We start from the raw sequence: 21,058 nt of genomic DNA, 5'->3' as shown, positions 1-21,058 counted from the left end.
GTCAAGGGGCGCCGCCTTGCGGGCCGGCCTCACTTCAGCGCCGGCGCGACGTCCGCCAGTTCCCCGTCGTTCGGCCTGGCCGCCACCCCCACCAGCCGCGCCAGCAGCGGATAGACGCTGACGTTGTTGAAGTCCGCCAGCCGCACGCCCGCCCGGAACGCCGGCCCCTGCGCGATGAAGACCGCCGCCATCTCGGCGCTGGCCGGATCGAACCCGTGGGCGCCCCGCTCCGGGTTCGATGGGCGGTAGTTCCGGGTCGTCAGCGCCCAGCCGGTCTGCGCCAGGCAGAAGTACGGCGCGACCCTTGGATTGCGGCCGTAGCGGAACCGCCCCGGCATCTCGGCCTTCCGCCAGCACTGGAAGTGCTCGTGCGCCGCGATGAGCGCCCGATCGACCTCGGCCTCGCGCCCCTTCGCAGGATAGATCGTCATGAACGCCCCGCCCGCCAGCGACCGGTACGCCGCCTTCGGCAGGATGTCGTCCATGTAGGCCTTCCGCGCCTCGGAGAGCGCGGCCATCCCATGGTCGGCGACCACGACGAGGTTGGCCGCAAGCCCCCTCGCCTCCAGCGCCTCGATCAGCCGCCCGATCTGGGCGTCCACGCCGGCGACGGCCGCGTTCACCTCGGCGGACTCCGGGCCATAGTCGTGACCGGCGGTGTCCACGGTGTCGAAGTAGAGGGTCGCGAACCGCGGCCGCTTCGCCGGCGGCAGGTCCAGCCAGGCCAGCACCTGGTCCACCCGCGCCGCATTGGGCGTGTCCATGTCGAACTTGACCCAGTAGCGCGGCCGCACGCCATGGATCGCCGCCTCCGCGCCCGGCCAGAAGTAGGGCGCGGTCGGGATGCCCGCCTTCTCGGCCGTCACCCAGATCGGCTCGGCCCCGTCCCACCAGCGGCGGTCCCGCACCGCGTCGCGGTTCGACATCCTGAAGGTCACGCCCGGAATGGCGGGATCTTCCATGTTGTTCTCGACGATCCCGTTGCGGTCGGGCCGCAGCCCGGTGACCAGGGTGTAGTGGTTCGGGAAGGTCTTCGACGGGAACGACGGCCGCATCGCGCCCCGCGCGCCCGCCTCCGCGAGCCGCGAGAGCACCGGCGTCACGCCGCGGTCCAGGTAGTCCGCGCGGAAGCCGTCGATGGAGATCAGCAGGGTGAGCGGCCGGTCCGCCGCGGCGGACGGTGCGGCGAGGGCCACAGCCAGGAGCGTCAGGACGAGGGCCAGGGCGCGGAGCATGGCCTTAGCTAACCGCCGCGCGTGACACCCGCGCAAACGAAAAGCCCCGGAAGCAGGCTTCCGGGGCTTCTCAGTCGGTCGTGGACCGAAGCTTAGTCTTCGGCGCCGAAGCCTTGCTCGGCGGTCGGACCGGAGTCCTTGCCCTTTTCGGCCGGGTCGCGGTCGACGAACTCGATCACGGCCATGGCCGCGTTGTCGCCGTGGCGGTAGCCCGCCTTTAGCACGCGGATGTAGCCGCCGTTGCGGTCCTTGTAGCGCGGGCCGAGCACGCTGAAGAGCTTGCCGACCTGCTCGACGTCGCGGACCTGGCTGATCGCCTGGCGACGGGCGTGCAGGTCGCCGCGCTTGGCGAGCGTGACCAGCTTCTCGACGACCGGGCGCAGTTCCTTCGCCTTCGGCAGGGTCGTGACGATCTGCTCGTGCTTGATCAGGCTGGCCGACATGTTCGCGAACATGGCGGTGCGGTGGGCGGTCGTACGACCCAGTTTGCGGTGGGCTTTACCGTGACGCATCTCGTATCTCCTGGGCTCTCCGGCCCGCTGAACCTGACCAATCCCAGCCTGCTCCCGCCTGGGTCATCACGAGGCGCCGGGGTCCTCCACCGCGATTGCGGCTTCATCAGGCCCAGGCCGCAGGTTGCGGCCCGGAGTCGGCGCGGTAGGCTTGTTACATCTGGTCTTCGAACGTCTTAGCGAGCTCTTCGGATGACGCCAGGATGGTCGTCCCCTCGGTCGCGCGAGGCGCGCTCTCTACGGCCTTACGCTCGGAAGAGCAAGCCTCTGGTTCCATCTGCGTCGCGGTCACGGCTCGACTTTCGAGCCGGCCGTCAGGTTCGGTCGTAGGCGACGAGCACGCGGCCGTTCTCCGCGAGCTGCTGCGAGCGGACGACGCGCGCGCGTTCGCCGAGCAGTGCGGTGAAAGCTTCGACGCTGTAGTCGGGGAAGATGTCCTCCCGCGTCGCCAGCAGTCGCTGCACCATCGGATCGCTCTTCGGCGGGAACTCGATTACGCCGGCCGGCGCCATGCCGACCAGCCAATCCAGCGCCATGGGCAACGGGACGTTCCGGCCGATCACGATGTGATGGATGAACGCGAGCGCCACCAGGAAATCGCCCCGGGCCCGTTCGGACAGACCCTTGCGCTCCTGCTCCGCCCAGCCCTGTGAAGGGCTGGGATTGGCCGCGTCGAGCCACAGCGGCAGCATGGGCCGCTTGCTGGCCTCGAACCGCCGAAAGGCCTGCTCGAGAGCGCCATGATCGTAGTCGAAGCCGACGACGTACTTCGCGCCCGCGTCGAGGCCCACCTCCGAATAGTCGCCGGTGTTACAGCCGAAGTCGAACATCAGCTTCGGTTCGATGGCCGCGACCGACTCGCCGACAAAGGCCCGCTTCGCCTGCGCTTCGGAGGCGGCGTAGCTGTTGTGGGTCGCGTAGTCGCTCCAGACGGTCCGGTCGTCGCCGACCTTCATTTTGGCGATGTAGTCGCGCAGGCCAGACAGCAGCGCCTTGAACCCGTTCAGGGGAAGCTTGCCCGTGGGCGCCGCGGATTGACCTGACCTGACCGACCGATTCTGAAGCGCCGCCTGCGCCACGACGTGGGTCATAACCGTGAAGGAGAGCTTCTTGGACAACGGCAGCAGCGGCGCCAGCGCCTCGGGATCGATCCCTTCCAGGCTGCCGCGGAACCACGCGTTAGGCTGCACCTTCACCAGCGTCCACATGAGCAGTGGATTGAGGAATTGCTGGCAGAACTGCCGGTGGCCGATCCAGAACTCACCCTCGCGATAGGGCCTCAGCGAGAGATGGTCGATGAAGACCGGCCTCGTGCCCTCGAACTGCACATTGTATGCGGTGGCGTCGCTCAGTGTGAACCCGGCGTCCAGCGCTTCCAGGTGCAGGTCGAGCTGGTGCAGCGCCGCACGGCGGTGGAGCGAGAAGCTCCACTCGTAAGGATAGCTGATGAACGGAATCCGCGGGTGCTCCAGCACGAAGGCCGGGGGTGGCTGGACCTCGTCGAGGATGGACGGATCGATCTCCTTCGCGTCAAGCAGGAGGCCGCGCTCAGCAAGGCTGCGCAGCAGGCCTGCGTCCCGCACCGCGACGTAAGCGTCGGCGCTCACGGACATCACCGCCCGCAGCACCCGCGCGCCATGAAGGAAGATGCGTCCGCCGGGATCCCGGAACGACCCGGGGTCAATAGCGGAAACCGTCATTTTCCGTCCTGCGAACTGCTCTTCCGCCCACGGGTGAAGAAGCTCTTCACTCAGGCGAGTTGCGTGCGGAAGAACATCAGGCCCGTCGCCAGGCCCGCAATCACCGCCTGGAGGATCATGCTGCCGGTGGCGCCGTCGAGATAGGCGAAAGCAGGACTGGCGATCGCCGTGTACGCCAAGGCCAAGCCAGCAGTCGACGCCGAAATTCTCACTACTCGTCCCATCTCGCACCCCGAGCGATAATATTCACTCAACCTTCACCCAACTGTCACACAACATTCAACAAGATTCGCGTGTCGAGCGACCGGCTAGCGCGCCGCCCAATTTTCGGGCAGGCGGGCGCGCATCGCCGGGCGCCACTTGGCGTCCTCCAGAAAAATCTCCTGACGCGCCGGCTGTGGGACAGGCGCCGCTGTGAAGTTGCTGCGCGCAAAGGCGGCCAATAGGTCGTCCACCCGGGCAGGGCGGGGTTCATAGCCGGCATCCACGCCCGGCGCCTTGACGGCGAACAAGGTCGCGTATCCAGCGACCAGATCGCGGCCTGCTGGCGGCGCTCCGGCCCGAGGATCGTGAACTGTAATTCGAGACCCGTGATCGCCATGGATCACGACGATGCTGTTTCGCCCCGCTTCGGAGTGCTCAAGCGCAGCGGTCGCTGCCTGCACCTTTCGCGCGACGCACAGCATCTGCTCATAGGCCGCGTCCTCTCGCTCGCGAATGACGCCGCCAAAGTGACGATACAGCCACTCCCGGCGAGGCTTCACTCGACAATCGCCACGCAGCACGTAGGGATAGTGGGGCAGGAGAACGTGCGCAACATAGGCTTGGCCCGGCTTGGCTTGGGCCAGGTCTTCGATGAGTTTATTTGTTATTTCAAGGGACTGTAACGAACTGGTGAGGCTGATATTGGCCAGTGACAGCGTATCCAACGCCAGTCCGTTCCGCCTCGCGAATGGAACAGCATGCCGGTCGTAGAGTGACACGGCTTCATGGACCGCCGCCGAGCGAGCCAACATCTTGATGAGGATGATCATGCTCTTCTCGCCGAGCGGAATCGCGGCCTTGCGCAACCCGCTCAGCCCGCCCTCGTCGTAGCGGACACAGCTCACGGCGGGGTCATTTGCGCACAAGTCCACCCATGAGGACTCGTAGACGCGCAAGGCGTACCCTTGCTTCCTCAGGAAGTCGAAGTAGGCGCTGGACCGCAGCAGGAGACCTCCGCCACGGTTGTCTTCACGGATCGGCAGGGTACGACCGAAGTTCAGGATCTGCGGTACGGCAGCGGTCGTCCGCATGTGCTGGCTGTATGCCGCGCCGTAGACCCGGAAGCCCTGCCCGAGGTAGATCGCCTTGAGCGTCTCGCGGCGCGCCGGCGTCGCTGGGTTTTCCGCCGGCAGGCCTGCGATCCCGCCGTGCTCGTCCAGGATGATGTGCAGCACCGTGGGCCGGAGCGAGGAGGAACTTGCGATCGGTCGGACGGCGCGTTTCGCGGAATCACCGACGCCCACTACGCAGAGGAGCAGCAGGAGGCCGCCGCCGAACGCCATCGGAGAAATCAGGGACCGCCTGGACAGCAGGCCGACCACGAGCGTCGCCGTGGCCGACAGAACGACCCAGAGTACGCCGTCGGAGTTGATGTCGACCACCAGGGCGACAAAGGCCGCCTCAATCAATGTCCGTATGATACGCGGCGTGGCGAGGTGGATGAGCGCGATGGCGCCGCCCAACGCAACGAGCCCGGCGTAGATGGGCCAGACCTCACGGGATGCGATGGGATAGTCGTCGAACTTGAGCAGGTTCACAAGGCTCGCGAGCAGTGGCAACGCGAACGCCGCCGAAGCCAGAGCCAGAGAAGCCGCGCGGCTTCTCTCCGACATGATCCCTTGCGCAGCCTCCGACATCACCTATCCCCCGAGCGTTCCGCCAAGCCAAAGCGGGCCGCAATCACACAGAACCATATCCTGGGTTTGCGAGGTAGTTGGCGCATTCCTGTGGGCTGAAGAGGTCGAGGAGTTCGACGGCCTTTCGCCAGGTGGCCTCGACGTTGCGGGGCTGGACCTGCTCGATCGGGTTTGTGGTCGCTGTAGGGCGGCAGGGAGATCAGGTGGACCTTTCGGGGCGCGGATGGCGGCGCGCCACGTCAGGGCGTGTCTGCTCCTCGGCCAGCACGGCCCCGGAAAGAACAACCCGCGGCGAGGACGCCGCGGGTTGAACACATTCCGTCACGGTGGAGGCCGCATCGGGCGGCCCGGCAGCCCGCCTACATCTGGTCTTCGAACTTCTTCGCGAGCTCTTCGATGTTCTCCGGCGGCCAGTTCGGCACGTCCATGCCGAGGTGGAGGCCCATGCCGGCGAGCACTTCCTTGATCTCGTTCAGCGACTTGCGGCCGAAGTTCGGGGTGCGGAGCATCTCCGCCTCCGTCTTCTGGATCAGGTCGCCGATGTAGACGATGTTGTCGTTCTTCAGGCAGTTGGCCGAGCGGACCGACAGCTCCAGCTCGTCGACCTTCTTCAGCAGCGCCGGGTTGAACGGCAGTTCCGGCTTGGCCTCGCCCTCGACCTTCTTCTTCGGTTCTTCGAAGGTGATGAAGATCTGGAGCTGGTCCTGGAGGATGCGGGCGGCGTAGGCCACCGCGTCGACGGGGCTGACCGCGCCGTTGGTCTCCACTTCCATGACCAGCTTGTCGTAGTCGAGCGACTGGCCCTGGCGGGTCGGTTCGACCCGATAGGCGACGCGCTTGACCGGCGAGTAGAGGGCGTCGACGGCGATGAGGCCGATCGGGGCGTCCTCGGGACGGTTCAGGTCGGCGGCGACATAGCCCTTGCCGGTGTTGACCGTGAACTCCATGCGCACGTTGGCGCCGTCGTCCAGCGTGCAGAGCACATGGTCGGGGTTCAGGATCTCGATGTCCGAGGGCGCTTCGATCTGGCCGGCGGTGACCGGGCCCGGGCCGGTGGCGCGGAGCGTCATGCGCTTCGGGCCCTCGGCGTGCATGCGCAGCGCCAGTTGCTTGATGTTGAGGACGATGTCGACGACGTCCTCACGCACGCCTTCCAGCGAGGAGAACTCGTGGACCACGCCGTCGATCTGCACCGCGGTCACGGCCGCGCCCTGCAGGGAGGAGAGAAGCACGCGGCGCAGGCTGTTGCCGAGCGTCACGCCGAACCCGCGCTCGAGGGGCTCGGCCACCAGACGCGCCTTGCGGCTGGCGTCGGCGCCGGTCTCGATTTGCGGCTTCTCGGGACGGATTAGTTCATTCCAGTTTCGTTCGATCACGGGTGTCCCTCGAAAACGCAGGATCGCCGGCCGCAATTCGCGAGGGCCGGCGTCAGGGAATTGCAGTCTGACGGCTAGACGCGCCGGCGCTTGGGCGGGCGGCAGCCGTTGTGCGGAATGGGCGTCACATCCCGGATAGTGGTGATCGTCATACCCACCGCCTGCAGGGCGCGGAGCGCGGACTCGCGGCCCGAGCCGGGGCCCGAGACGTTGACTTCCAGCGTGCGCACGCCGTGTTCGGCGGCTTTGCGGCCGGCGTCTTCCGCCGCCATCTGGGCGGCGTAGGGCGTCGACTTACGCGAACCCTTGAAGCCCATCAGGCCGGCGCTGGACCAGGAGATCGTGTTCCCCTGCGCGTCGGTGATGGTCACCATGGTGTTGTTGAACGAGGCGTTCACGTGCGCCACGCCCGACGTGATGTTCTTGCGCTCGCGGCGTTTGACGCGCGCAGGTTCCTTGGCCATCGGCTTGACGCTCTCTTACTTCTTCTTGCCGGCGATCGGCTTGGCCGGACCCTTGCGGGTGCGGGCGTTGGTGTGCGTGCGCTGGCCGCGGACCGGCAGGCCCTTGCGGTGACGCAGGCCGCGGTAGCAGGCCAGGTCCATCAGGCGCTTGATGTTGACCGCGGTCTCGCGGCGGAGGTCGCCTTCGACCATGTAGTCGCGGTCGATCGTCTCGCGGATCTGCAGGACTTCCTGGTCGGTGAGCTGGTTGACGCGGCGCGCGTCCTCGATGCCGACCTTGCTGACGATCTCGCGGGCCTTCGCCTCGCCGATGCCATGGATGTACTGCAGCGCGATCACGACGCGCTTGTTCGTGGGAATGTTGACGCCAGCGATACGGGCCACGTGAGGTAATCTCCTAGGATCACGCAAGAGAAGCGCGAACGGCGCCCCGACCCTCAACACCCACAGGCGTCGGCCGGCGCGTCTTTCGCGCTCTTTCGCGGAAGCGCTTCGTTATATGGATCGGCGCGCGCCCGTCAATGCCGGAAACGCGGAATTGTGAACGAAATCCTGCACGCGCCAGGGGCTCCCCTGCCCGCGCCGGGCTCGTCGATCGCCGGGGCTCAGCCACGCCCGGCGAGGACTCAAGGTAAGCACGGGGATGCGGATCGCGCAACGCGCGGGGGAAGCGGGTTTCGTGTCGAAGGACGGCGCCTGTGGCGGCTACCCCATCGCCGCGTCGATGCCGGCGGCGACCTGATCGACCGAACCCATGCCGTCGACTTCGACCAGCTTGCCCTGCCCCGCGTAGTACGGCAGCAGCGGCGCGGTCTGGGTGTTGTAGGCGTTCAGGCGGATCGCGAAGCTGTCGGGGTTGTCGTCCGGCCGGCCCGATTCGGCGAAACGGCCGGCGATGCGCTGCTTCAGCGCCTCGTCGTCGACCTTGAGGCGGACCACCAGGTCGATCTGGCGGCCGCGGCCCTTCAGCATGATGTCCAGCGCCTCGGCCTGGGCCAGGGTGCGGGGAAAGCCGTCGAAGATCGCGCCGCCGGCGGCCTCGGCCTCGGGCAGCCGGCTCTCGATCAGCTCGATGACGATCTCGTCCGAGACCAGGTCGCCACGCTGCATGATCCCTTCGACGCGCTTGCCGAGCTCGGAGCCCGACGCGATCGCCGCGCGCAGCATGTCGCCCGTGGAGAGCTGGACCATGTTGCGGCCCTCGACCAGGCGCTTGGCCTGGGTGCCCTTGCCCGCCGCCGGCGGCCCGAACAGGATCAGGTTCATATCAGCACTCCCCCACACTCTCGGACGAGGCGCTCTTGGTGGCGCCGTGCCCCAGCGTCAGCAAAGACTTGTCAGCCGATCGGGTCGAAGGCCGCCCCTAGTTGCGGCCGCGGCCCCGCAGCTTCGACTTCTTGATCAGGCCCTCGTACTGGTGGGCCAGAAGGTGCGACTGGATCTGGGCCACCGTGTCCATGGTGACGCTGACCACGATGAGCAGCGACGTGCCGCCCAGGTAGAACTGCTGGGTGCCCAGCGCGCCGATCAGGATCTCGGGCAGCAGGCAGACGGCGGCGATGTAGGCCGCGCCGATCACCGTCAGCCGGGTCAGCACATAGTCCAGGTACTCGGCCGTGCGCTTGCCGGGGCGGATGCCGGGCAGGAAGCCGCCGTACTTGCGCAGGTTCTCCGCGGTGTCCTCGGGGTTGAACACGACCGAGGTGTAGAAGAAGCAGAAGAACACGATCAGCAGGCCGTACAGCACCACGAACAGCGGCTGGCCGTGCTGGAGCTGGCCCACGGCGAACGGCAGCCATTGCAGCCATTCCGGCAGGTCGGCGGTGACCGCGAAGCCCATCGCCGTCGCCGGCAGCAGCAGCAGCGAGCTGGCGAAGATCGGCGGGATCACGCCCGAGGTGTTGATCTTGAGCGGCAGGAAGCTGGTGTCGCCGCCGAACATGCGGTTGCCCACCTGGCGCTTCGGGTACTGCACCAGGAGGCGCCGCTGCGAGCGCTCCATGAAGACGATGGCCATGGTGACCACCACGGCGAGCACCACGATCACGATCAGCACGCCGGCGGTCATCGAGCCGGTGCGGGTGAGCTCCAGCGCCTGGACCACGTACTGCGGCAGGACCGCGACGATGCCGGCGAAGATGATCAGCGAGATGCCGTTGCCCACGCCGCGGCTGGTGATCTGCTCGCCCAGCCACATCAGGAACATGGTGCCGCCCGTCAGCGTCACGACGGTGGAGACGATGAAGAAGAGGCCGGGATGCTCGACGAGGCCGGGGCTCTGCGACAGGCCCACGGCGATCGAGAGGCTCTGGAAGATGGCCAGCACCACGGTCAGGTAGCGGGTGTACTGGTTGAGCGTCTTGCGCCCCGCCTCCCCGCCTTCCTTCCGCAACTTCTCCCACGGCGGATAGACGGTGCCGAGCAGTTGCACGATGATCGACGCCGAGATGTAGGGCATCACGTTCAGGGCGAAGATGGCCATCCGCTGGACGGCGCCGCCCGAGAACATGTTGAACATCCCCAGGATGCCCTGGGCCTGGCCCGAGAACGCCTCCTGGAAGGCCACCGGGTCGATGCCGGGGATCGGGATGTAGGTCCCCAGGCGATAGACGACCATCGCCCAGAGGGTGAACCAGATGCGCTTGTGGAGCTCCGTCGCCTTGGCGAAGGCGTCGAAGTTCAGATTGGCGGCGAGCTGTTCAGCAGCCGATGCCATGCAGCAAATCCCCTGACTCGGTGGTCGTGCTCAGATAGGACGCGCCGCCCCCGATGGCGAGGGCGGTGTTGTCACAGTCCGGCTCAGGCCTCGGCCGCGGCGGCTTCCGGCTTGGTGGTGGTCAGGGAGCCGCCGGCCTTCTCCACGGCCGCGCGGGCCGAGGCGGTGGCCGAATAGACGGTCAGGGTGAGCTTCGACTTCAGTTCGCCCTCGCCCAGCAGCTTCACGCCGTCCTTGGCGCGGCGGATGACGCCGGCGGCCAGCAGGGCCTCGGCGTCGATGGCCGTCTTGGCGTCGAGCTTGCCGGCTTCGATCGCCTGCTCGATGCGCCACAGGTTCACCTCGGCGAAGTCCTTGCGGTTGCGGCTGTTGAAGCCGCGCTTGGGCATGCGCATGTGCAGCGGCATCTGGCCGCCTTCGAAGCCCTGGATGGCGACGCCCGAGCGCGCCTTCTGGCCCTTCACGCCGCGGCCGGCGGTCTTGCCCTTGCCCGATCCCGGGCCGCGGCCGACGCGCATGCGGCCCTTGGTGGAGCCGTCCTTCGGGGCGAGTTCGTTGAGTTTCGTCATGTGCCTCTCCTTGGAGATCTGGCGCCCGGCGGAGGCCGGACTCGGCGGTTTTTCAATCCCTCCCCTTCAGGGGAGGGTCGCTCGCGAAGCGAGCGGGGTGGGGAAACCGCGAGACGTCCAGGGAGCTTCAGACCTCCCCACCCGTCTCGGGCTCCGCCCGAGACACCCTCCCCTGAAGGGGAGGGATCATGGCGGCCCTACTCCACCACCTCGACGAGGTGATGGACCTTGGCGATCATGCCGCGCACCGAGGGGGTGTCCTCGAGGGTCGACGTGCGGCCCACGCGGTTGAGGCCCAGGCCCACGAGGGTGGCGCGCTGGTCGCTCTTGCGGCGGATCGGGCTGGCGGTCTGGCGAACGGTGACCTTGGCTTCAGATTTGGGGGCCATGAGACTTAACCTTCCGCGTCCGCGGCGGCCGCAGCCGTCGAGGCGCCGTCGGCGCGGCGGCCGATCACGTCCGAGACCTTCTTGCCGCGCTTGGCCGCAACCTGGCGGGGCGAGGACTGGGCCTTCAGCGCTTCGAACGTCGCGCGCACCATGTTGTAGGGGTTCGACGAGCCGACCGACTTGCCGACGACGTCCTGGACGCCGAGGGTTTCGAGCACCGCGCGCATCGGGCCGCCGGCGATGACGCCGGTGCCGGGAGGCGCCGCGCGGACCATCACCTTGCCCGCGCCCCAACGGCCGTTGCCGTCGTGGTGCAGCGTGCGGGATTCGCGCAGGGGCACGCGGATCATCGACTTCTTGGCTTCCTCGGTCGCCTTGCGGATGGCTTCCGGCACTTCGCGCGCCTTGCCGTGACCGTAGCCCACGCGGCCCTTCTGATCGCCGACCACCATGAGGGCGGCGAACGAGAACCGGCGGCCGCCCTTCACGGTGGCCGCGACGCGGTTGATATGCACCAGCTTCTCGACGATTTCGCTGTCGCGCTCTTCTTCGTTCGAGCGGTTGCGACGATCGCCGCGCTGTTCGTCTCTGCGAGCCATGATCGTTCCTTAGAAATTCAGGCCGGCTTCACGAGCCGCGTCGGCCAGGGCCTTCACCCGGCCGTGGTACAGATAGCCGCCACGGTCGAAGACGACGTCCTTGACGCCCTTTTCGATCGCGCGCTGGGCGACGAGGGCGCCCACCTTGGCGGCGGCGTCCCTGTCGGAGCCCTTGGTCTTGCCCTTCCCGCCTTCCAGCGAGGACGCGGCCGCGAGCGTCACGCCGGCGGCATCGTCGATGACCTGGGCGTAGATGTTCTTGGCCGAACGGAAGATCGACAGGCGCGGGCGACCGTTCGCCACCTTCTTGAGGTGGGTGCGGACGCGCTGGGCGCGGCGGAGGGTTGCGTTGCGGGGAGAAAGGGCCATGGCCTACTTCTTCTTGCCTTCCTTGCGCCGGACCGTTTCGCCCTGATAGCGCACGCCCTTGCCCTTGTAGGGTTCCGGCGGACGGATGCGGCGGATCCGGGCGGCGATTTCGCCGACCACTTGCTTGTCGATGCCCGAGATCTTGATCTCGGTCTGCTTCGGCACGGCGAAGGTCACGCCGGCGGGCGGCGGGATGTCCACGTCGTGGCTGAAGCCGAGCTGCATGGAGAGCGCGGAGCCCTTCATCGCGGCGCGGTAGCCGACGCCGACCAGCTCGAGCGTGCGCTCGTAGCCGGTGGTGACGCCCACGACCATGTTGTTCACCAGCGTGCGGGACAGGCCCCACATCGCCTGCGCGCGGGTGGTGTCCTCGCGCTTGGCCAGGACGAGCTCGGCGCCCTCCTGCCTGACCTCGATCTCCTCGGCGACCGTCCAGGCGAGCTGGCCCTTGGGCCCCTTCACCGTGACCGTCTGGCCGTCGAGGGTCACCGTCACGCCGGACGGAATGGCGACCGCCTTCTTTCCGATACGGGACATCCTAGTAGACCCTGCAGAGCACTTCGCCGCCCACGTTGGCCTCGCGGGCCGCGGTGTCCGACATGACGCCCTTCGGCGTCGACAGGATCGAGATCCCGAGGCCGTTCTTCACCGGCTTCAGGTCCTTGATCGACGAATAGACGCGACGGCCCGGCTTCGAGACGCGGGCGATCTCCACGATCACCGGGGCGCCGTCGAAGTACTTGAGCTCGATCTCGAACTCGGGGAACGCGCCGGGCTTCTCCACCAGGTGGTAGCCGCGGATGTAACCCTCTTCGAGCAGCACATCGAGCAGGCGCGCACGCATCTTCGACGCGGGCGTCGAGAGCTTGTTGCGGCCGCGCGCGGCGGCGTTCTTGATACGGGCGATCAGATCGCCGATGGGGTCGTTGACCATCTGTGATCCTCCCTTACCAGCTCGACTTGACGAGGCCGGGGATGAGGCCCGCGGACCCGAGCTCACGCAGCGAGATCCGGCTCATCTTCAGCTTCCGATAGTACGCACGCGGGCGACCGGTGACTTCGCAGCGGTTGCGGATCCGGGTCTTGGACGAGTTGCGCGGAAGCTCGGCCAGCTTGAGGCGGGCTTCGAAACGCTCTTCGGGCGCGAGCTTGGCGTCGTTGGCCGTCGCCTTCAGCGCAGCGCGCTTCGCGGCGTAGGTCTTCACCAGCTTCTTGACCCGCTCGTTGCGGTTGACGGCGCTTTTCTTTGCCATGTGTCTGTTCCTTCCCGGCCGTTACGCTTGCGCTTGGACGAACGGGAACTGGAATTCCCTGAGAAGCTCGCGAGCTTCGTCATCGGTCTTCGCAGTGGTGGTGACGATGATGTCCATGCCCCAGATCTGGTCGATCTGGTCGTAGTTGATCTCCGGGAACACGATGTGCTCCTTGAGGCCCATGGCGTAGTTGCCGCGGCCGTCGAAGGACGTGGGCTTCAGGCCCCGGAAGTCCTTCACGCGCGGCAGCGCGATGGTGATCAGGCGGTCGAGGAACTCGTACATCTGATCCTTGCGCAGCGTGACCTTGCAGCCGACCGTCATGCCTTCGCGAAGCTTGAACGTCGCGATCGACAGGCGCGCCTTCGTGGCCACCGGCTTCTGGCCGGCGATCTTCGCCAGGTCCGCCATCGCCGAATTGATCTTCTTGGAGTCGGCGACAGCTTCGCCCACGCCCATGTTGATCACGATCTTCTCGATCTTCGGGATCTGCATCTCGTTGGTGTAGCCGAACTTTTCCTTCAGCTTCCCGCGGATGCGCTGGCGGTACTCGGTCTTGAGCCGCGGTTCGTAAGCTTGATCAGCCATTGATCACCTCGCCCGTCGTCTTGGCGATACGGACCTTCTTGTCGCCTTCGACCTTGAAGCCGACGCGGGTCGGCTTGCCCTTCGAATCGACGACGGCCACGTTCGACAGGTGGATCGACGCTTCCTTGTTCTTGATGCCGCCCTGCGGATCGAACTGGGTCGGGCGCGTGTGGCGCTGAACCATGTTCAGGCCTTCCACGACGACGCGGTTGTCCTGCGGCAGGACCTTCAGGACGGCGCCCTGGCGGCCCTTGTCCTTGCCGGTGAGGACCACGACGCGGTCCCCCTTCTTGATCTTCGCGGCCATCACAGCACCTCGGGCGCGAGCGAAATGATCTTCATGTGGTTCTTGGCGCGCAGTTCGCGGGGAACCGGGCCGAAGATCCGCGTGCCGATCGGCTCGGATTGCTTGTTCACGATCACGGCCGCGTTCTTGTCGAAGCGGATGACCGAACCGTCCTTGCGCTTGATGGCCTGGCTGGTGCGCACGACGATGGCCTGCAGCACATCGCCCTTCTTCACGCGGCCGCGCGGGATCGCCTCCTTCACGGAGACGACGATCTTGTCGCCGACGCTGGCGTAACGGCGCTTCGCGCCGCCCAGCACCTTGATGCACATGACCCGGCGGGCGCCCGAGTTGTCGGCGACGTCCAGGTTAGTCTGCATCTGGATCATGACTGTCGATCCTTACGCTTGGGCCGCGCCGCCGGCAGGCAGCACTTCCCAGGTTTTCGTCTTGGAGCGGGGCGCGCATTCGATGATGCGCACGGTCTCGCCGACCTTGCAGGCGTTGGCCTCGTCGTGGGCGTGGTACTTCTTCGACCGGCGGACGGTCTTCTTCAGCACCGGGTGCAGGAAGGTCCGCTCGACCTTCACCACGACCGTCTTGTCGCCCTTGTCGGAGACGACCTCGCCTTCGAGGATTCGCTTAGGCATTCGTCCTATCTCCTCAGGCCTGGGCCTGCTTGCCGCGCAGGACGGTCTTGATGCGCGCGATGTCCTTGCGCACCTGGTCCACGCGGTGGGTCTTCTCGATCTGGCCCGTCGCCTTCTGGAAGCGCAGGTTGAACTGCTCCTTCTTCAGGCTCACGAGCGTGTCGTTCAGTTGGTCGGGCGTCATGCCCCGGACTTCGTCGATCTTCATCACGCGTGCTCCACGGGCGCGTCGATGCGGGTCACGATGCGGGTCTTGATCGGAAGCTTCGCCGCGCCGAGGCGCAGGGCTTCACGGGCCACATCGTCCGGCACGCCGTCGATTTCGAACATGATCCGGCCGGGGTGGACGCGGGCGGCCCAGAACTCGACCGAGCCCTTGCCCTTGCCCATCCGGACCTCGGCCGGCTTCCCGGTGACCGGGACGTCGGGGTAGATGCGGATCCACACCCGGCCCTGGCGCTTCATCTGGCGCGTGATCGCGCGGCGGGCCGCTTCGATCTGGCGCGCGGTGATGCGCTCGGGCTCGACCGACTTCAGGCCGTACGAGCCGAAGTTCAGGGTGAAGCCGCCCTTCGCCAGGCCGTGGATGCGGCCCTTGAACTGCTTGCGGTACTTGGTGCGCTTAGGGGAAAGCATCTCTCAGATCCTCAAGCGTTCTGCGGCTCGCCGCGGCGCTCGCGGCGCGGGCCGCGGTCCGGGCGGTCACGATCGCGCCCGCCGCCTTCGCCGGCAGGGCCGCTCTCGCTGGCCAGGCGCTTGTCGAGGGCCATCGGGTCGTGGTCGAGGACCTCGCCCTTGAAGACCCACACCTTCACGCCGATGATGCCGTAGGTGGTCCGGGCTTCGGTGACGCCGTAGTCGATGTCGGCCCGCAGGGTGTGACGCGGCACGCGACCTTCCTGATAGGACTCGGCGCGGGCGATCTCCGCGCCGCCCAGGCGGCCGGCGACCTCGATGCGCATGCCCTTCGCGCCCAGGCGCATGCCGCTCTGCAGCGACCGCTTCATGGCGCGGCGGAACGCGACGCGGCGCTCGAGCTGCTGGGCGATGTTCTCGGCGACGAGCTGGGCGTCGGTCTCCGGCTTGCGGATCTCGACGATGTTCAGGTGGATCTCGCCGTCCGTCATGGCGGCGACGTCCTTGCGCAGCTTCTCGATGTCCGCGCCCTTCTTGCCGATGATCACGCCCGGGCGCGCGGCATAGATGGTGATGCGGCACTTCTTGTGCGGACGCTCGATGATGATCCGCGACACGCCGGCCTGGTTCAGGCGCTTCTTCAGCGCGCGACGGACCTTGATGTCTTCGTGCAGGAGCTTGCCGTACTCGGGGCCGTCGGCGAACCAGCGGCTGTCCCAGGTGCGGTTGATGCCGAGGCGGAGCCCGACCGGATTGACTTTGTGACCCATCAGGCGGCCTCACCCACTTCGCGGACCACGATCGTGATCTCGCTGAACGGCTTCTCGACGCGCGACGCACGGCCGCGGGCGCGGGCATGGAAGCGCTTCATCACGAGGTTCTTGCCCACGTACGCCTCGGCGACGACCAGCGAGTCGATGTCGAGGTTGTGGTTGTTCTCGGCGTTCGAGATCGCCGAGTAGAGCGCCTTGCGCACGTCGGCGGCGATCCGGCGCGAGCTGAACTCCAGCTCGTTCAGGGCCCGCTGCACCTTCAGGCCACGGATGGACTGAGCGACGAGGTTGAGCTTGCGGGGGCTGATGCGGACGCTCCGCACCTTCGCCACCGCTTCGGCGGCCGTATACCGGCGAGCCTTGGCTTGCTTGCTCATTTACTTCCTCTTGGCCTTCTTGTCGGCCGCGTGGCCGGGGAAGAAGCGCGTGGGCGCGAACTCGCCCAGCTTCATGCCGACCATGTCTTCCGAGATGAGCACCGGGACGTGCTTCTGGCCATTGTGCACGCCGAAGGTCAGGCCCACGAACTGGGGCATGATGGTCGAGCGGCGCGACCAGGTCTTGATGACGTCCTTGCGGCCCGAGGACTGAACGGCCTCGGCCTTCTTGAGCAGATACCCGTCGACGAACGGGCCTTTCCAGACGGAACGGGTCATGGCTTAGCGAGCCTTCCGAGCGTGACGCGAGCGGATGATGAACTTGTCCGTCGCCTTGTTCTTGCGGGTCTTGCGGCCCTTCGTGGGTTGGCCCCACGGGGTGACCGGGTGACGGCCGCCCGAGGTGCGGCCTTCGCCGCCGCCGTGCGGGTGGTCGATCGGGTTCATGGCGACGCCGCGGACGTGCGGACGGCGGCCCTTGTGACGGGCGCGGCCGGCCTTGCCGAGGTTCTCGTTCATGTGGTCGGGGTTCGACACCGCGCCCACCGTGGCGATGCAGCCGTCCATCACCATGCGCAGCTCGCCCGAGTTCAGGCGGATCTGGGCGTAGCCGGCGTCGCGGCCGACCAGTTGGGCGTAGGCGCCGGCCGAACGGGCGATCTGCCCGCCCTTCATCGGCTTCATCTCCACATTGTGGATGATGGTGCCGATCGGCATGCCACGGAGCGGCATCGCATTGCCCGGCTTCACGTCGGCCTTCTCGGCGGCGACGATGGTGTCGCCGACCTTCAGGCGCTGGGGGGCCAGGATGTAGCTGAGCTCGCCGTCGGCGTACTTCACCAGGGCGATGAAGGCCGAACGGTTCGGGTCGTACTCCAGGCGCTCGACCGTGGCGGGCACGTCGAACTTGCGGCGCTTGAAGTCGATGATCCGGTAGAGGCGCTTGGCGCCGCCGCCGCGGAAGCGAACCGCGATGCGGCCGTTGCCGCCCCGACCGCCCGACTTGGTCAGGCCTTCGACGAGCGACTTCTCCGGCCGGCCCTTGTGGAGCTCGGACTTGTCGACCAGGACGAGCTGGCGGCGGCCCGGCGAAGTCGGATTGAACTGCTTCAGAGCCATCGGCCTAGAGCCCCGTGGTGATGTCGATCGACTGGCCTTCGGCCAGCGTCACGATCGCTTTCTTGACGTCGGACCGGCGCCCCATGATGCCGCGGAAGCGCTTGGTCTTGCCCTTCACGTTGATCGTGTTGACCTTCGTGACGTTGACCTTGAACAGCGCTTCGACCGCGGCGGCGATCTCGTCCTTCGAGGCGTCGCCGGCGACGCGGAAGACGACCTTGTTCTGCTCGGAGAGCAGCGTGGCCTTCTCCGTGATGATCGGCGACAGGATGGTGTCGTAGTGGCGGACTGTGGGCTCGACGGCCATCACGCGGCCTCCTCAGGCGAAAGGCGCGCCCGGATGCCGTCCACCGCGTCCTTGGTCAGGACCAGGGTGCGGCGGCGGAGCACGTCATAGACGTTCAGGCCGGCGTTCGGCAGCACGTCCACGTTCGGGATGTTGCGGGCCGCGAGGCCGAAGTTCTTGTCGACCTCGGCGCCGGCGATCACCAGCGCGTTGGTCACGCCCAGCTTGCCGAGCTGATCGCGCAGGGCGGCCGTCTTGGCTTCCTTGACCGCGACCGTGTCGACCACGATCAGCGAGCCGTCCTTGGCCTTCGACGAGAGCGCGTGCTTCAGGGCCAGCGCGCGGACCTTCTTGGGCAGGTCGAACGCGTGGCTGCGGACGACCGGGCCGTGGGCCTTGGCGCCGCCGACGAACTGGGCCGCCCGGCGCGAGCCGTGACGGGCGCCGCCGGTGCCCTTCTGCTTGTACATCTTCTTCGAGGTGCGGGAGACCTCGTTGCGGACCTGGATCTTGTGATTGCCCGAGCGGCGCTTGGCCAGTTGCCAGGTGATCACGCGTTGCAGGATGTCGGCGCGGATCTCTTCGATGCCGAAGATATCGTCGGGGAGCTCGATCGAGCCGCCCTTCCCGCCGTCCAGCTTGATGACGTCGAGTTTCATTAGGCTTCGTCCCCTTCGGACTTCGGGGCCTCTTGAGCGGCAGGAGCCTCGGCGGCCGCCGCGGTCTCTTCGACCGGAGCTTCCTCGGCGGCGACAGCGGCCGGAGCGGCTTCCGCGCCGGCGCCCTTGAACGCGCCCGGCTTCGGGGCGTCCGCCGGCAGGGCCGACTTCACCGCGTCGCGGATCTTCACGAACGAGCCTTCCGTGCCGGGCACGGCGCCCTTCACGAGGATCAGGCCGCGCTCGACGTCGACGCGCCAGACGGTGAGGTTGAGGGTGGTGACGGTTTCCTGGCCGAGGTGGCCGGCCATCTTCTTGCCCGGGAACGTACGGCCCGGGTCCTGGCGGTTGCCGGTCGAACCGTGCGAGCGGTGGCTGACCGAGACGCCGTGGGTGGCGCGCAGGCCGCCGAAGTTCCAGCGCTTCATGGCGCCGGCGAAGCCCTTGCCGACCGTCGTGCCGGTGATGTCGATCTTCTGGCCTTCGACGTAGTGGTCGGCGGTGATCTCCGCGCCCACGTCGATGAGGTTGTCCTCGGAGACCTTGAACTCGACCAGCTTGGCCTTCGGCTCGACCTGGCCCTTGGCGAAGTGGCCGCGGAGGCCCTTCGAGGTGTTCTTGGCCTTCTTCCGGCCCGCGCCGAGCTGGAGGGCGACGTAGCCGTCCTTCTCGCTGGTGCGGTGGGCCACGACCTGACAGCCCTCGAGGCTGAGCACGGTCACGGGCACGTGGGCGCCGGCTTCGTCGAAGAAGCGGGCCATCCCGAGCTTTTTAGCGATTACGCCAGTGCGCATGAGATCAATCCCCTCAGAGCTTGATCTCGACGTCCACGCCGGCGGACAGGTCGAGCTTCATGAGCGCGTCCACGGTCTGCGGGGTGGGGTCGACGATGTCGAGCACGCGCTTGTGCGTGCGGATCTCGAACTGCTCGCGCGACTTCTTGTCGATGTGCGGCGAACGGTTGACGGTGAACTTCTCGATGCGCGTGGGCAGCGGAATGGGCCCACGGACGGCGGCGCCGGTGCGCTTCGCCGTATTCACGATCTCGCGGGTGGAATGGTCCAGCACGCGGTGATCGAAGGCTTTGAGCCTGATGCGAATGTTTTGAGCCATTTCGCTCTTACGTTTCCCTACAGACGGCGGGCGCCCGCGTGACCTTGACCATTTCAAAGACCAGCCCGAACGCCCCACCTCAAAAACGAGGGGAGAGACGCCCGTACGCGATAGTCCGCTCAAAACGACTTAGGGCCGCCGCAACCGCGAGGGCCCTCCTACGAAACGCTAGTACAGCACTTCAACGTGTCGTTCCGCGGGCCGCGTCTGTGCCGAAGCACACAGCCGGTCCAACAGGAGGCGCGTAAATACCGATGCGACTCGGTCCCGTCAAGGGGCGCGCCCGGCTTCCTCTGCGGCGACGCCCGCTGGCGGTCCCCGCCCGCGCCGGATCGTCTCAGCTCCCGACGCGGACCGAGCCGGAGCCCATGATCATCTTGGAGACGTCGCCGTTGACCTTGTCGGCATGCACGTCGCCCGAGCCGGCGATGCGCGCCTTCAGGCTGTCGGCCACGCCCTTGAACTCGACGTCGCCCGAACCGGCCACCGAGACCTTCATGGTCGTCGCCCGGCCGCCGCCCACGAGGACGTCGCCCGAGCCGGCGATCGAGACGTCCAGCGGACCGTTCACCGAGCGCACGACCGCCGAGCCGGAGCCGGCGATGTTGATGTCGAGGCCGCCCTTCACGTCGGCGGCGGCGATGTCGCCCGAGCCGGCGACGCTGGCCTTCAACGACCCGCTGGAGCCCATGCGGGTGTCGCCCGAGCCGGCCTGGCTGACCCGCGCCTCGCCTTCGACGTTGGCGACGGTCCAGTCGCCGCAGCCGGCGTTGCCCAGCTTCAGGCTGGCCGAGCGGCCCACCGAGCCGAACACCGCGCCGCCGGCGCCGACGTTCACGTCGCGCGGGGTGTGGATCACGATCTGCGGGAAGTCGGCCCAGTCGACGTGGCCGATGTCGCGCACCTCGACCGAGGACTTGTCGCCCGACGAGCGGCAGTTGCGGATCCGGTTGCGGCCGTCGAGGTCGCCGTCGACGATCGTCTTGTCGCCCAGGGTGCGGACCTGGATCGGCAGGCGGCTGTTGGCGCGCACGATCTCGACCTTGATGTCGCTGCGGTCCTCGGGGACCACGGTGACGCGGGCGACGGCGTCCTTGATCTCGACCGAGGCCGCCTGCGCGGCGCCCGCAGACATCGCGGCCACCGCCGCCAGAAGAACCGTTTGGAGACGCATCGTCCTCTCCCAAGTCAAAGCGTTGACCGGAAGCTAGTCGTGGCGGCGTGTGGCCACAGCTTAAATGTCGGTCATGACTCAGATGTCATCCATCCCTCCCCTTCATGGGGAGGGACAGACCGCGCAGCGGTCAGGGTGGGGAAGTGTGGGCCGGAACGCGGCGCTTGCGCCTGATCCACACTTCCCCACCCGGCCTCGGCTCCGCCTCGTCCACCCTCCCCTGCGCAGCCAGGGCCATCGCATATGGATGCGGGCGGCCGAAAGGCCGTCAGTCGAACCGCAGAGATCGCGGAGATACGCGGAGGCTTTCCCCA

Annotated in this window: 32 protein-coding genes; all 32 read right to left on the bottom strand. The window is 67.2% G+C overall.

The window, feature by feature from the left end:
• Nucleotides 1–29 precede the first annotated feature (29 nt).
• The 32 genes from KF737_RS05745 to KF737_RS05590 all read right to left on the bottom strand — a co-directional run bounded on the left by KF737_RS05745 (nucleotide 30) and on the right by KF737_RS05590 (nucleotide 20,744).
• Nucleotides 30–1,235, bottom strand: a complete 1,206-nt coding sequence (locus KF737_RS05745; protein WP_296451352.1) for an ectonucleotide pyrophosphatase/phosphodiesterase — start codon at nucleotides 1,233–1,235, stop codon at nucleotides 30–32.
• A gap of 92 nt (nucleotides 1,236–1,327) precedes the next feature.
• The gene (rplQ, locus tag KF737_RS05740) at nucleotides 1,328–1,747 is read right to left on the bottom strand and encodes a 50S ribosomal protein L17 (RefSeq protein WP_296451349.1); all 420 of its coding nucleotides are present in this window, start codon (nucleotides 1,745–1,747) and stop codon (nucleotides 1,328–1,330) included.
• Between the two features lie 314 nt (nucleotides 1,748–2,061).
• Nucleotides 2,062–3,447, bottom strand: a complete 1,386-nt coding sequence (locus KF737_RS05735) for a hypothetical protein (protein WP_296451346.1) — start codon at nucleotides 3,445–3,447, stop codon at nucleotides 2,062–2,064.
• Between the two features lie 50 nt (nucleotides 3,448–3,497).
• Nucleotides 3,498–3,632, bottom strand: coding sequence for a hypothetical protein (locus tag KF737_RS05730; RefSeq protein ID WP_296451342.1), 135 nt, complete (start codon nucleotides 3,630–3,632; stop codon nucleotides 3,498–3,500).
• 123 nt (nucleotides 3,633–3,755) lie between these two features.
• Entirely contained in the window at nucleotides 3,756–5,348 is a 1,593-nt protein-coding gene (locus KF737_RS05725; RefSeq protein ID WP_296451340.1) for a hypothetical protein, read from the bottom strand.
• Nucleotides 5,349–5,707: 359 nt separating this feature from the next.
• Nucleotides 5,708–6,724 carry a DNA-directed RNA polymerase subunit alpha gene (locus KF737_RS05720; RefSeq protein WP_296451337.1) on the bottom strand — a complete coding sequence of 339 codons (1,017 nt, stop codon included), beginning with the start codon at nucleotides 6,722–6,724 and terminating at the stop codon, nucleotides 5,708–5,710.
• Between the two features lie 74 nt (nucleotides 6,725–6,798).
• The gene (gene rpsK / locus KF737_RS05715; RefSeq protein ID WP_012521811.1) at nucleotides 6,799–7,188 is read right to left on the bottom strand and encodes a 30S ribosomal protein S11; all 390 of its coding nucleotides are present in this window, start codon (nucleotides 7,186–7,188) and stop codon (nucleotides 6,799–6,801) included.
• 15 nt (nucleotides 7,189–7,203) lie between these two features.
• The gene (rpsM, locus tag KF737_RS05710; protein ID WP_296451334.1) at nucleotides 7,204–7,572 is read right to left on the bottom strand and encodes a 30S ribosomal protein S13; all 369 of its coding nucleotides are present in this window, start codon (nucleotides 7,570–7,572) and stop codon (nucleotides 7,204–7,206) included.
• Between the two features lie 321 nt (nucleotides 7,573–7,893).
• The gene (locus tag KF737_RS05705) at nucleotides 7,894–8,454 is read right to left on the bottom strand and encodes an adenylate kinase (RefSeq protein ID WP_296451331.1); all 561 of its coding nucleotides are present in this window, start codon (nucleotides 8,452–8,454) and stop codon (nucleotides 7,894–7,896) included.
• Between the two features lie 97 nt (nucleotides 8,455–8,551).
• Nucleotides 8,552–9,904: a preprotein translocase subunit SecY gene (secY, locus tag KF737_RS05700; protein ID WP_296451329.1), complete on the bottom strand. Its 1,353-nt coding sequence runs from the start codon at nucleotides 9,902–9,904 to the stop codon at nucleotides 8,552–8,554.
• Between the two features lie 83 nt (nucleotides 9,905–9,987).
• Entirely contained in the window at nucleotides 9,988–10,473 is a 486-nt protein-coding gene (rplO, locus tag KF737_RS05695; protein ID WP_296451326.1) for a 50S ribosomal protein L15, read from the bottom strand.
• 197 nt (nucleotides 10,474–10,670) lie between these two features.
• The gene (rpmD, locus tag KF737_RS05690) at nucleotides 10,671–10,862 is read right to left on the bottom strand and encodes a 50S ribosomal protein L30 (RefSeq protein ID WP_296451323.1); all 192 of its coding nucleotides are present in this window, start codon (nucleotides 10,860–10,862) and stop codon (nucleotides 10,671–10,673) included.
• Between the two features lie 5 nt (nucleotides 10,863–10,867).
• Nucleotides 10,868–11,461, bottom strand: a complete 594-nt coding sequence (rpsE, locus tag KF737_RS05685) for a 30S ribosomal protein S5 (RefSeq protein WP_296451321.1) — start codon at nucleotides 11,459–11,461, stop codon at nucleotides 10,868–10,870.
• A 9-nt stretch (nucleotides 11,462–11,470) separates the two neighbouring features.
• Complete coding sequence (gene rplR / locus KF737_RS05680; RefSeq protein WP_296451319.1) at nucleotides 11,471–11,830, bottom strand: 50S ribosomal protein L18; 360 nt, start codon at nucleotides 11,828–11,830, stop codon at nucleotides 11,471–11,473.
• A 3-nt stretch (nucleotides 11,831–11,833) separates the two neighbouring features.
• Nucleotides 11,834–12,367, bottom strand: a complete 534-nt coding sequence (gene rplF, locus KF737_RS05675) for a 50S ribosomal protein L6 (protein WP_296451315.1) — start codon at nucleotides 12,365–12,367, stop codon at nucleotides 11,834–11,836.
• A 1-nt stretch (nucleotide 12,368) separates the two neighbouring features.
• Nucleotides 12,369–12,764 (bottom strand): 30S ribosomal protein S8, encoded by a 396-nt coding sequence (rpsH, locus tag KF737_RS05670; protein WP_296451311.1) that lies wholly within the window; start codon nucleotides 12,762–12,764, stop codon nucleotides 12,369–12,371.
• Between the two features lie 13 nt (nucleotides 12,765–12,777).
• Complete coding sequence (gene rpsN, locus KF737_RS05665; RefSeq protein ID WP_293472742.1) at nucleotides 12,778–13,083, bottom strand: 30S ribosomal protein S14; 306 nt, start codon at nucleotides 13,081–13,083, stop codon at nucleotides 12,778–12,780.
• 21 nt (nucleotides 13,084–13,104) lie between these two features.
• Complete coding sequence (gene rplE, locus KF737_RS05660) at nucleotides 13,105–13,671, bottom strand: 50S ribosomal protein L5 (protein WP_293472741.1); 567 nt, start codon at nucleotides 13,669–13,671, stop codon at nucleotides 13,105–13,107.
• On the bottom strand, nucleotides 13,664–13,978 hold the full coding sequence (gene rplX, locus KF737_RS05655; protein ID WP_296451304.1) for a 50S ribosomal protein L24: 315 nt from the start codon (nucleotides 13,976–13,978) through the stop codon (nucleotides 13,664–13,666). The genes rplE and rplX overlap by 8 nt, the downstream gene beginning before the upstream one ends.
• Complete coding sequence (gene rplN, locus KF737_RS05650) at nucleotides 13,978–14,346, bottom strand: 50S ribosomal protein L14 (RefSeq protein ID WP_111516382.1); 369 nt, start codon at nucleotides 14,344–14,346, stop codon at nucleotides 13,978–13,980. Before rplN ends, rplX begins: the two co-directional genes overlap by 1 nt.
• A gap of 12 nt (nucleotides 14,347–14,358) precedes the next feature.
• A complete protein-coding gene (gene rpsQ, locus KF737_RS05645; protein ID WP_296451296.1) occupies nucleotides 14,359–14,607 on the bottom strand; it encodes a 30S ribosomal protein S17 in 249 nt (82 codons plus the stop codon).
• 13 nt (nucleotides 14,608–14,620) lie between these two features.
• A complete protein-coding gene (gene rpmC, locus KF737_RS05640) occupies nucleotides 14,621–14,815 on the bottom strand; it encodes a 50S ribosomal protein L29 (RefSeq protein WP_293472734.1) in 195 nt (64 codons plus the stop codon).
• Nucleotides 14,815–15,243, bottom strand: a complete 429-nt coding sequence (gene rplP, locus KF737_RS05635; protein ID WP_293472735.1) for a 50S ribosomal protein L16 — start codon at nucleotides 15,241–15,243, stop codon at nucleotides 14,815–14,817. Before rplP ends, rpmC begins: the two co-directional genes overlap by 1 nt.
• A gap of 11 nt (nucleotides 15,244–15,254) precedes the next feature.
• Complete coding sequence (gene rpsC / locus KF737_RS05630; RefSeq protein ID WP_296451292.1) at nucleotides 15,255–16,013, bottom strand: 30S ribosomal protein S3; 759 nt, start codon at nucleotides 16,011–16,013, stop codon at nucleotides 15,255–15,257.
• Nucleotides 16,013–16,393, bottom strand: a complete 381-nt coding sequence (rplV, locus tag KF737_RS05625) for a 50S ribosomal protein L22 (protein ID WP_296451289.1) — start codon at nucleotides 16,391–16,393, stop codon at nucleotides 16,013–16,015. The genes rpsC and rplV overlap by 1 nt, the downstream gene beginning before the upstream one ends.
• Nucleotides 16,394–16,672, bottom strand: coding sequence for a 30S ribosomal protein S19 (gene rpsS, locus KF737_RS05620; RefSeq protein ID WP_293472738.1), 279 nt, complete (start codon nucleotides 16,670–16,672; stop codon nucleotides 16,394–16,396).
• A gap of 3 nt (nucleotides 16,673–16,675) precedes the next feature.
• Complete coding sequence (gene rplB / locus KF737_RS05615; protein WP_296451283.1) at nucleotides 16,676–17,512, bottom strand: 50S ribosomal protein L2; 837 nt, start codon at nucleotides 17,510–17,512, stop codon at nucleotides 16,676–16,678.
• Between the two features lie 4 nt (nucleotides 17,513–17,516).
• Entirely contained in the window at nucleotides 17,517–17,819 is a 303-nt protein-coding gene (locus KF737_RS05610) for a 50S ribosomal protein L23 (RefSeq protein WP_293477088.1), read from the bottom strand.
• The gene (rplD, locus tag KF737_RS05605) at nucleotides 17,819–18,457 is read right to left on the bottom strand and encodes a 50S ribosomal protein L4 (protein WP_296451281.1); all 639 of its coding nucleotides are present in this window, start codon (nucleotides 18,455–18,457) and stop codon (nucleotides 17,819–17,821) included. The genes KF737_RS05610 and rplD overlap by 1 nt, the downstream gene beginning before the upstream one ends.
• Nucleotides 18,457–19,251, bottom strand: a complete 795-nt coding sequence (rplC, locus tag KF737_RS05600) for a 50S ribosomal protein L3 (protein WP_296451278.1) — start codon at nucleotides 19,249–19,251, stop codon at nucleotides 18,457–18,459. The genes rplD and rplC overlap by 1 nt, the downstream gene beginning before the upstream one ends.
• A gap of 13 nt (nucleotides 19,252–19,264) precedes the next feature.
• Nucleotides 19,265–19,570 carry a 30S ribosomal protein S10 gene (gene rpsJ, locus KF737_RS05595; protein ID WP_068876686.1) on the bottom strand — a complete coding sequence of 102 codons (306 nt, stop codon included), beginning with the start codon at nucleotides 19,568–19,570 and terminating at the stop codon, nucleotides 19,265–19,267.
• A 337-nt stretch (nucleotides 19,571–19,907) separates the two neighbouring features.
• Complete coding sequence (locus KF737_RS05590) at nucleotides 19,908–20,744, bottom strand: DUF2807 domain-containing protein (RefSeq protein ID WP_296451274.1); 837 nt, start codon at nucleotides 20,742–20,744, stop codon at nucleotides 19,908–19,910.
• Nucleotides 20,745–21,058: the final 314 nt, after the last annotated feature.

It is taken from the genome of Phenylobacterium sp., assembly GCF_019636135.1.
Classification (GTDB): domain Bacteria; phylum Pseudomonadota; class Alphaproteobacteria; order Caulobacterales; family Caulobacteraceae; genus Phenylobacterium.
The sequence above is the reverse complement of the archived record's forward strand: the minus strand, read 5'-3'. Positions and strand labels throughout refer to the sequence as shown.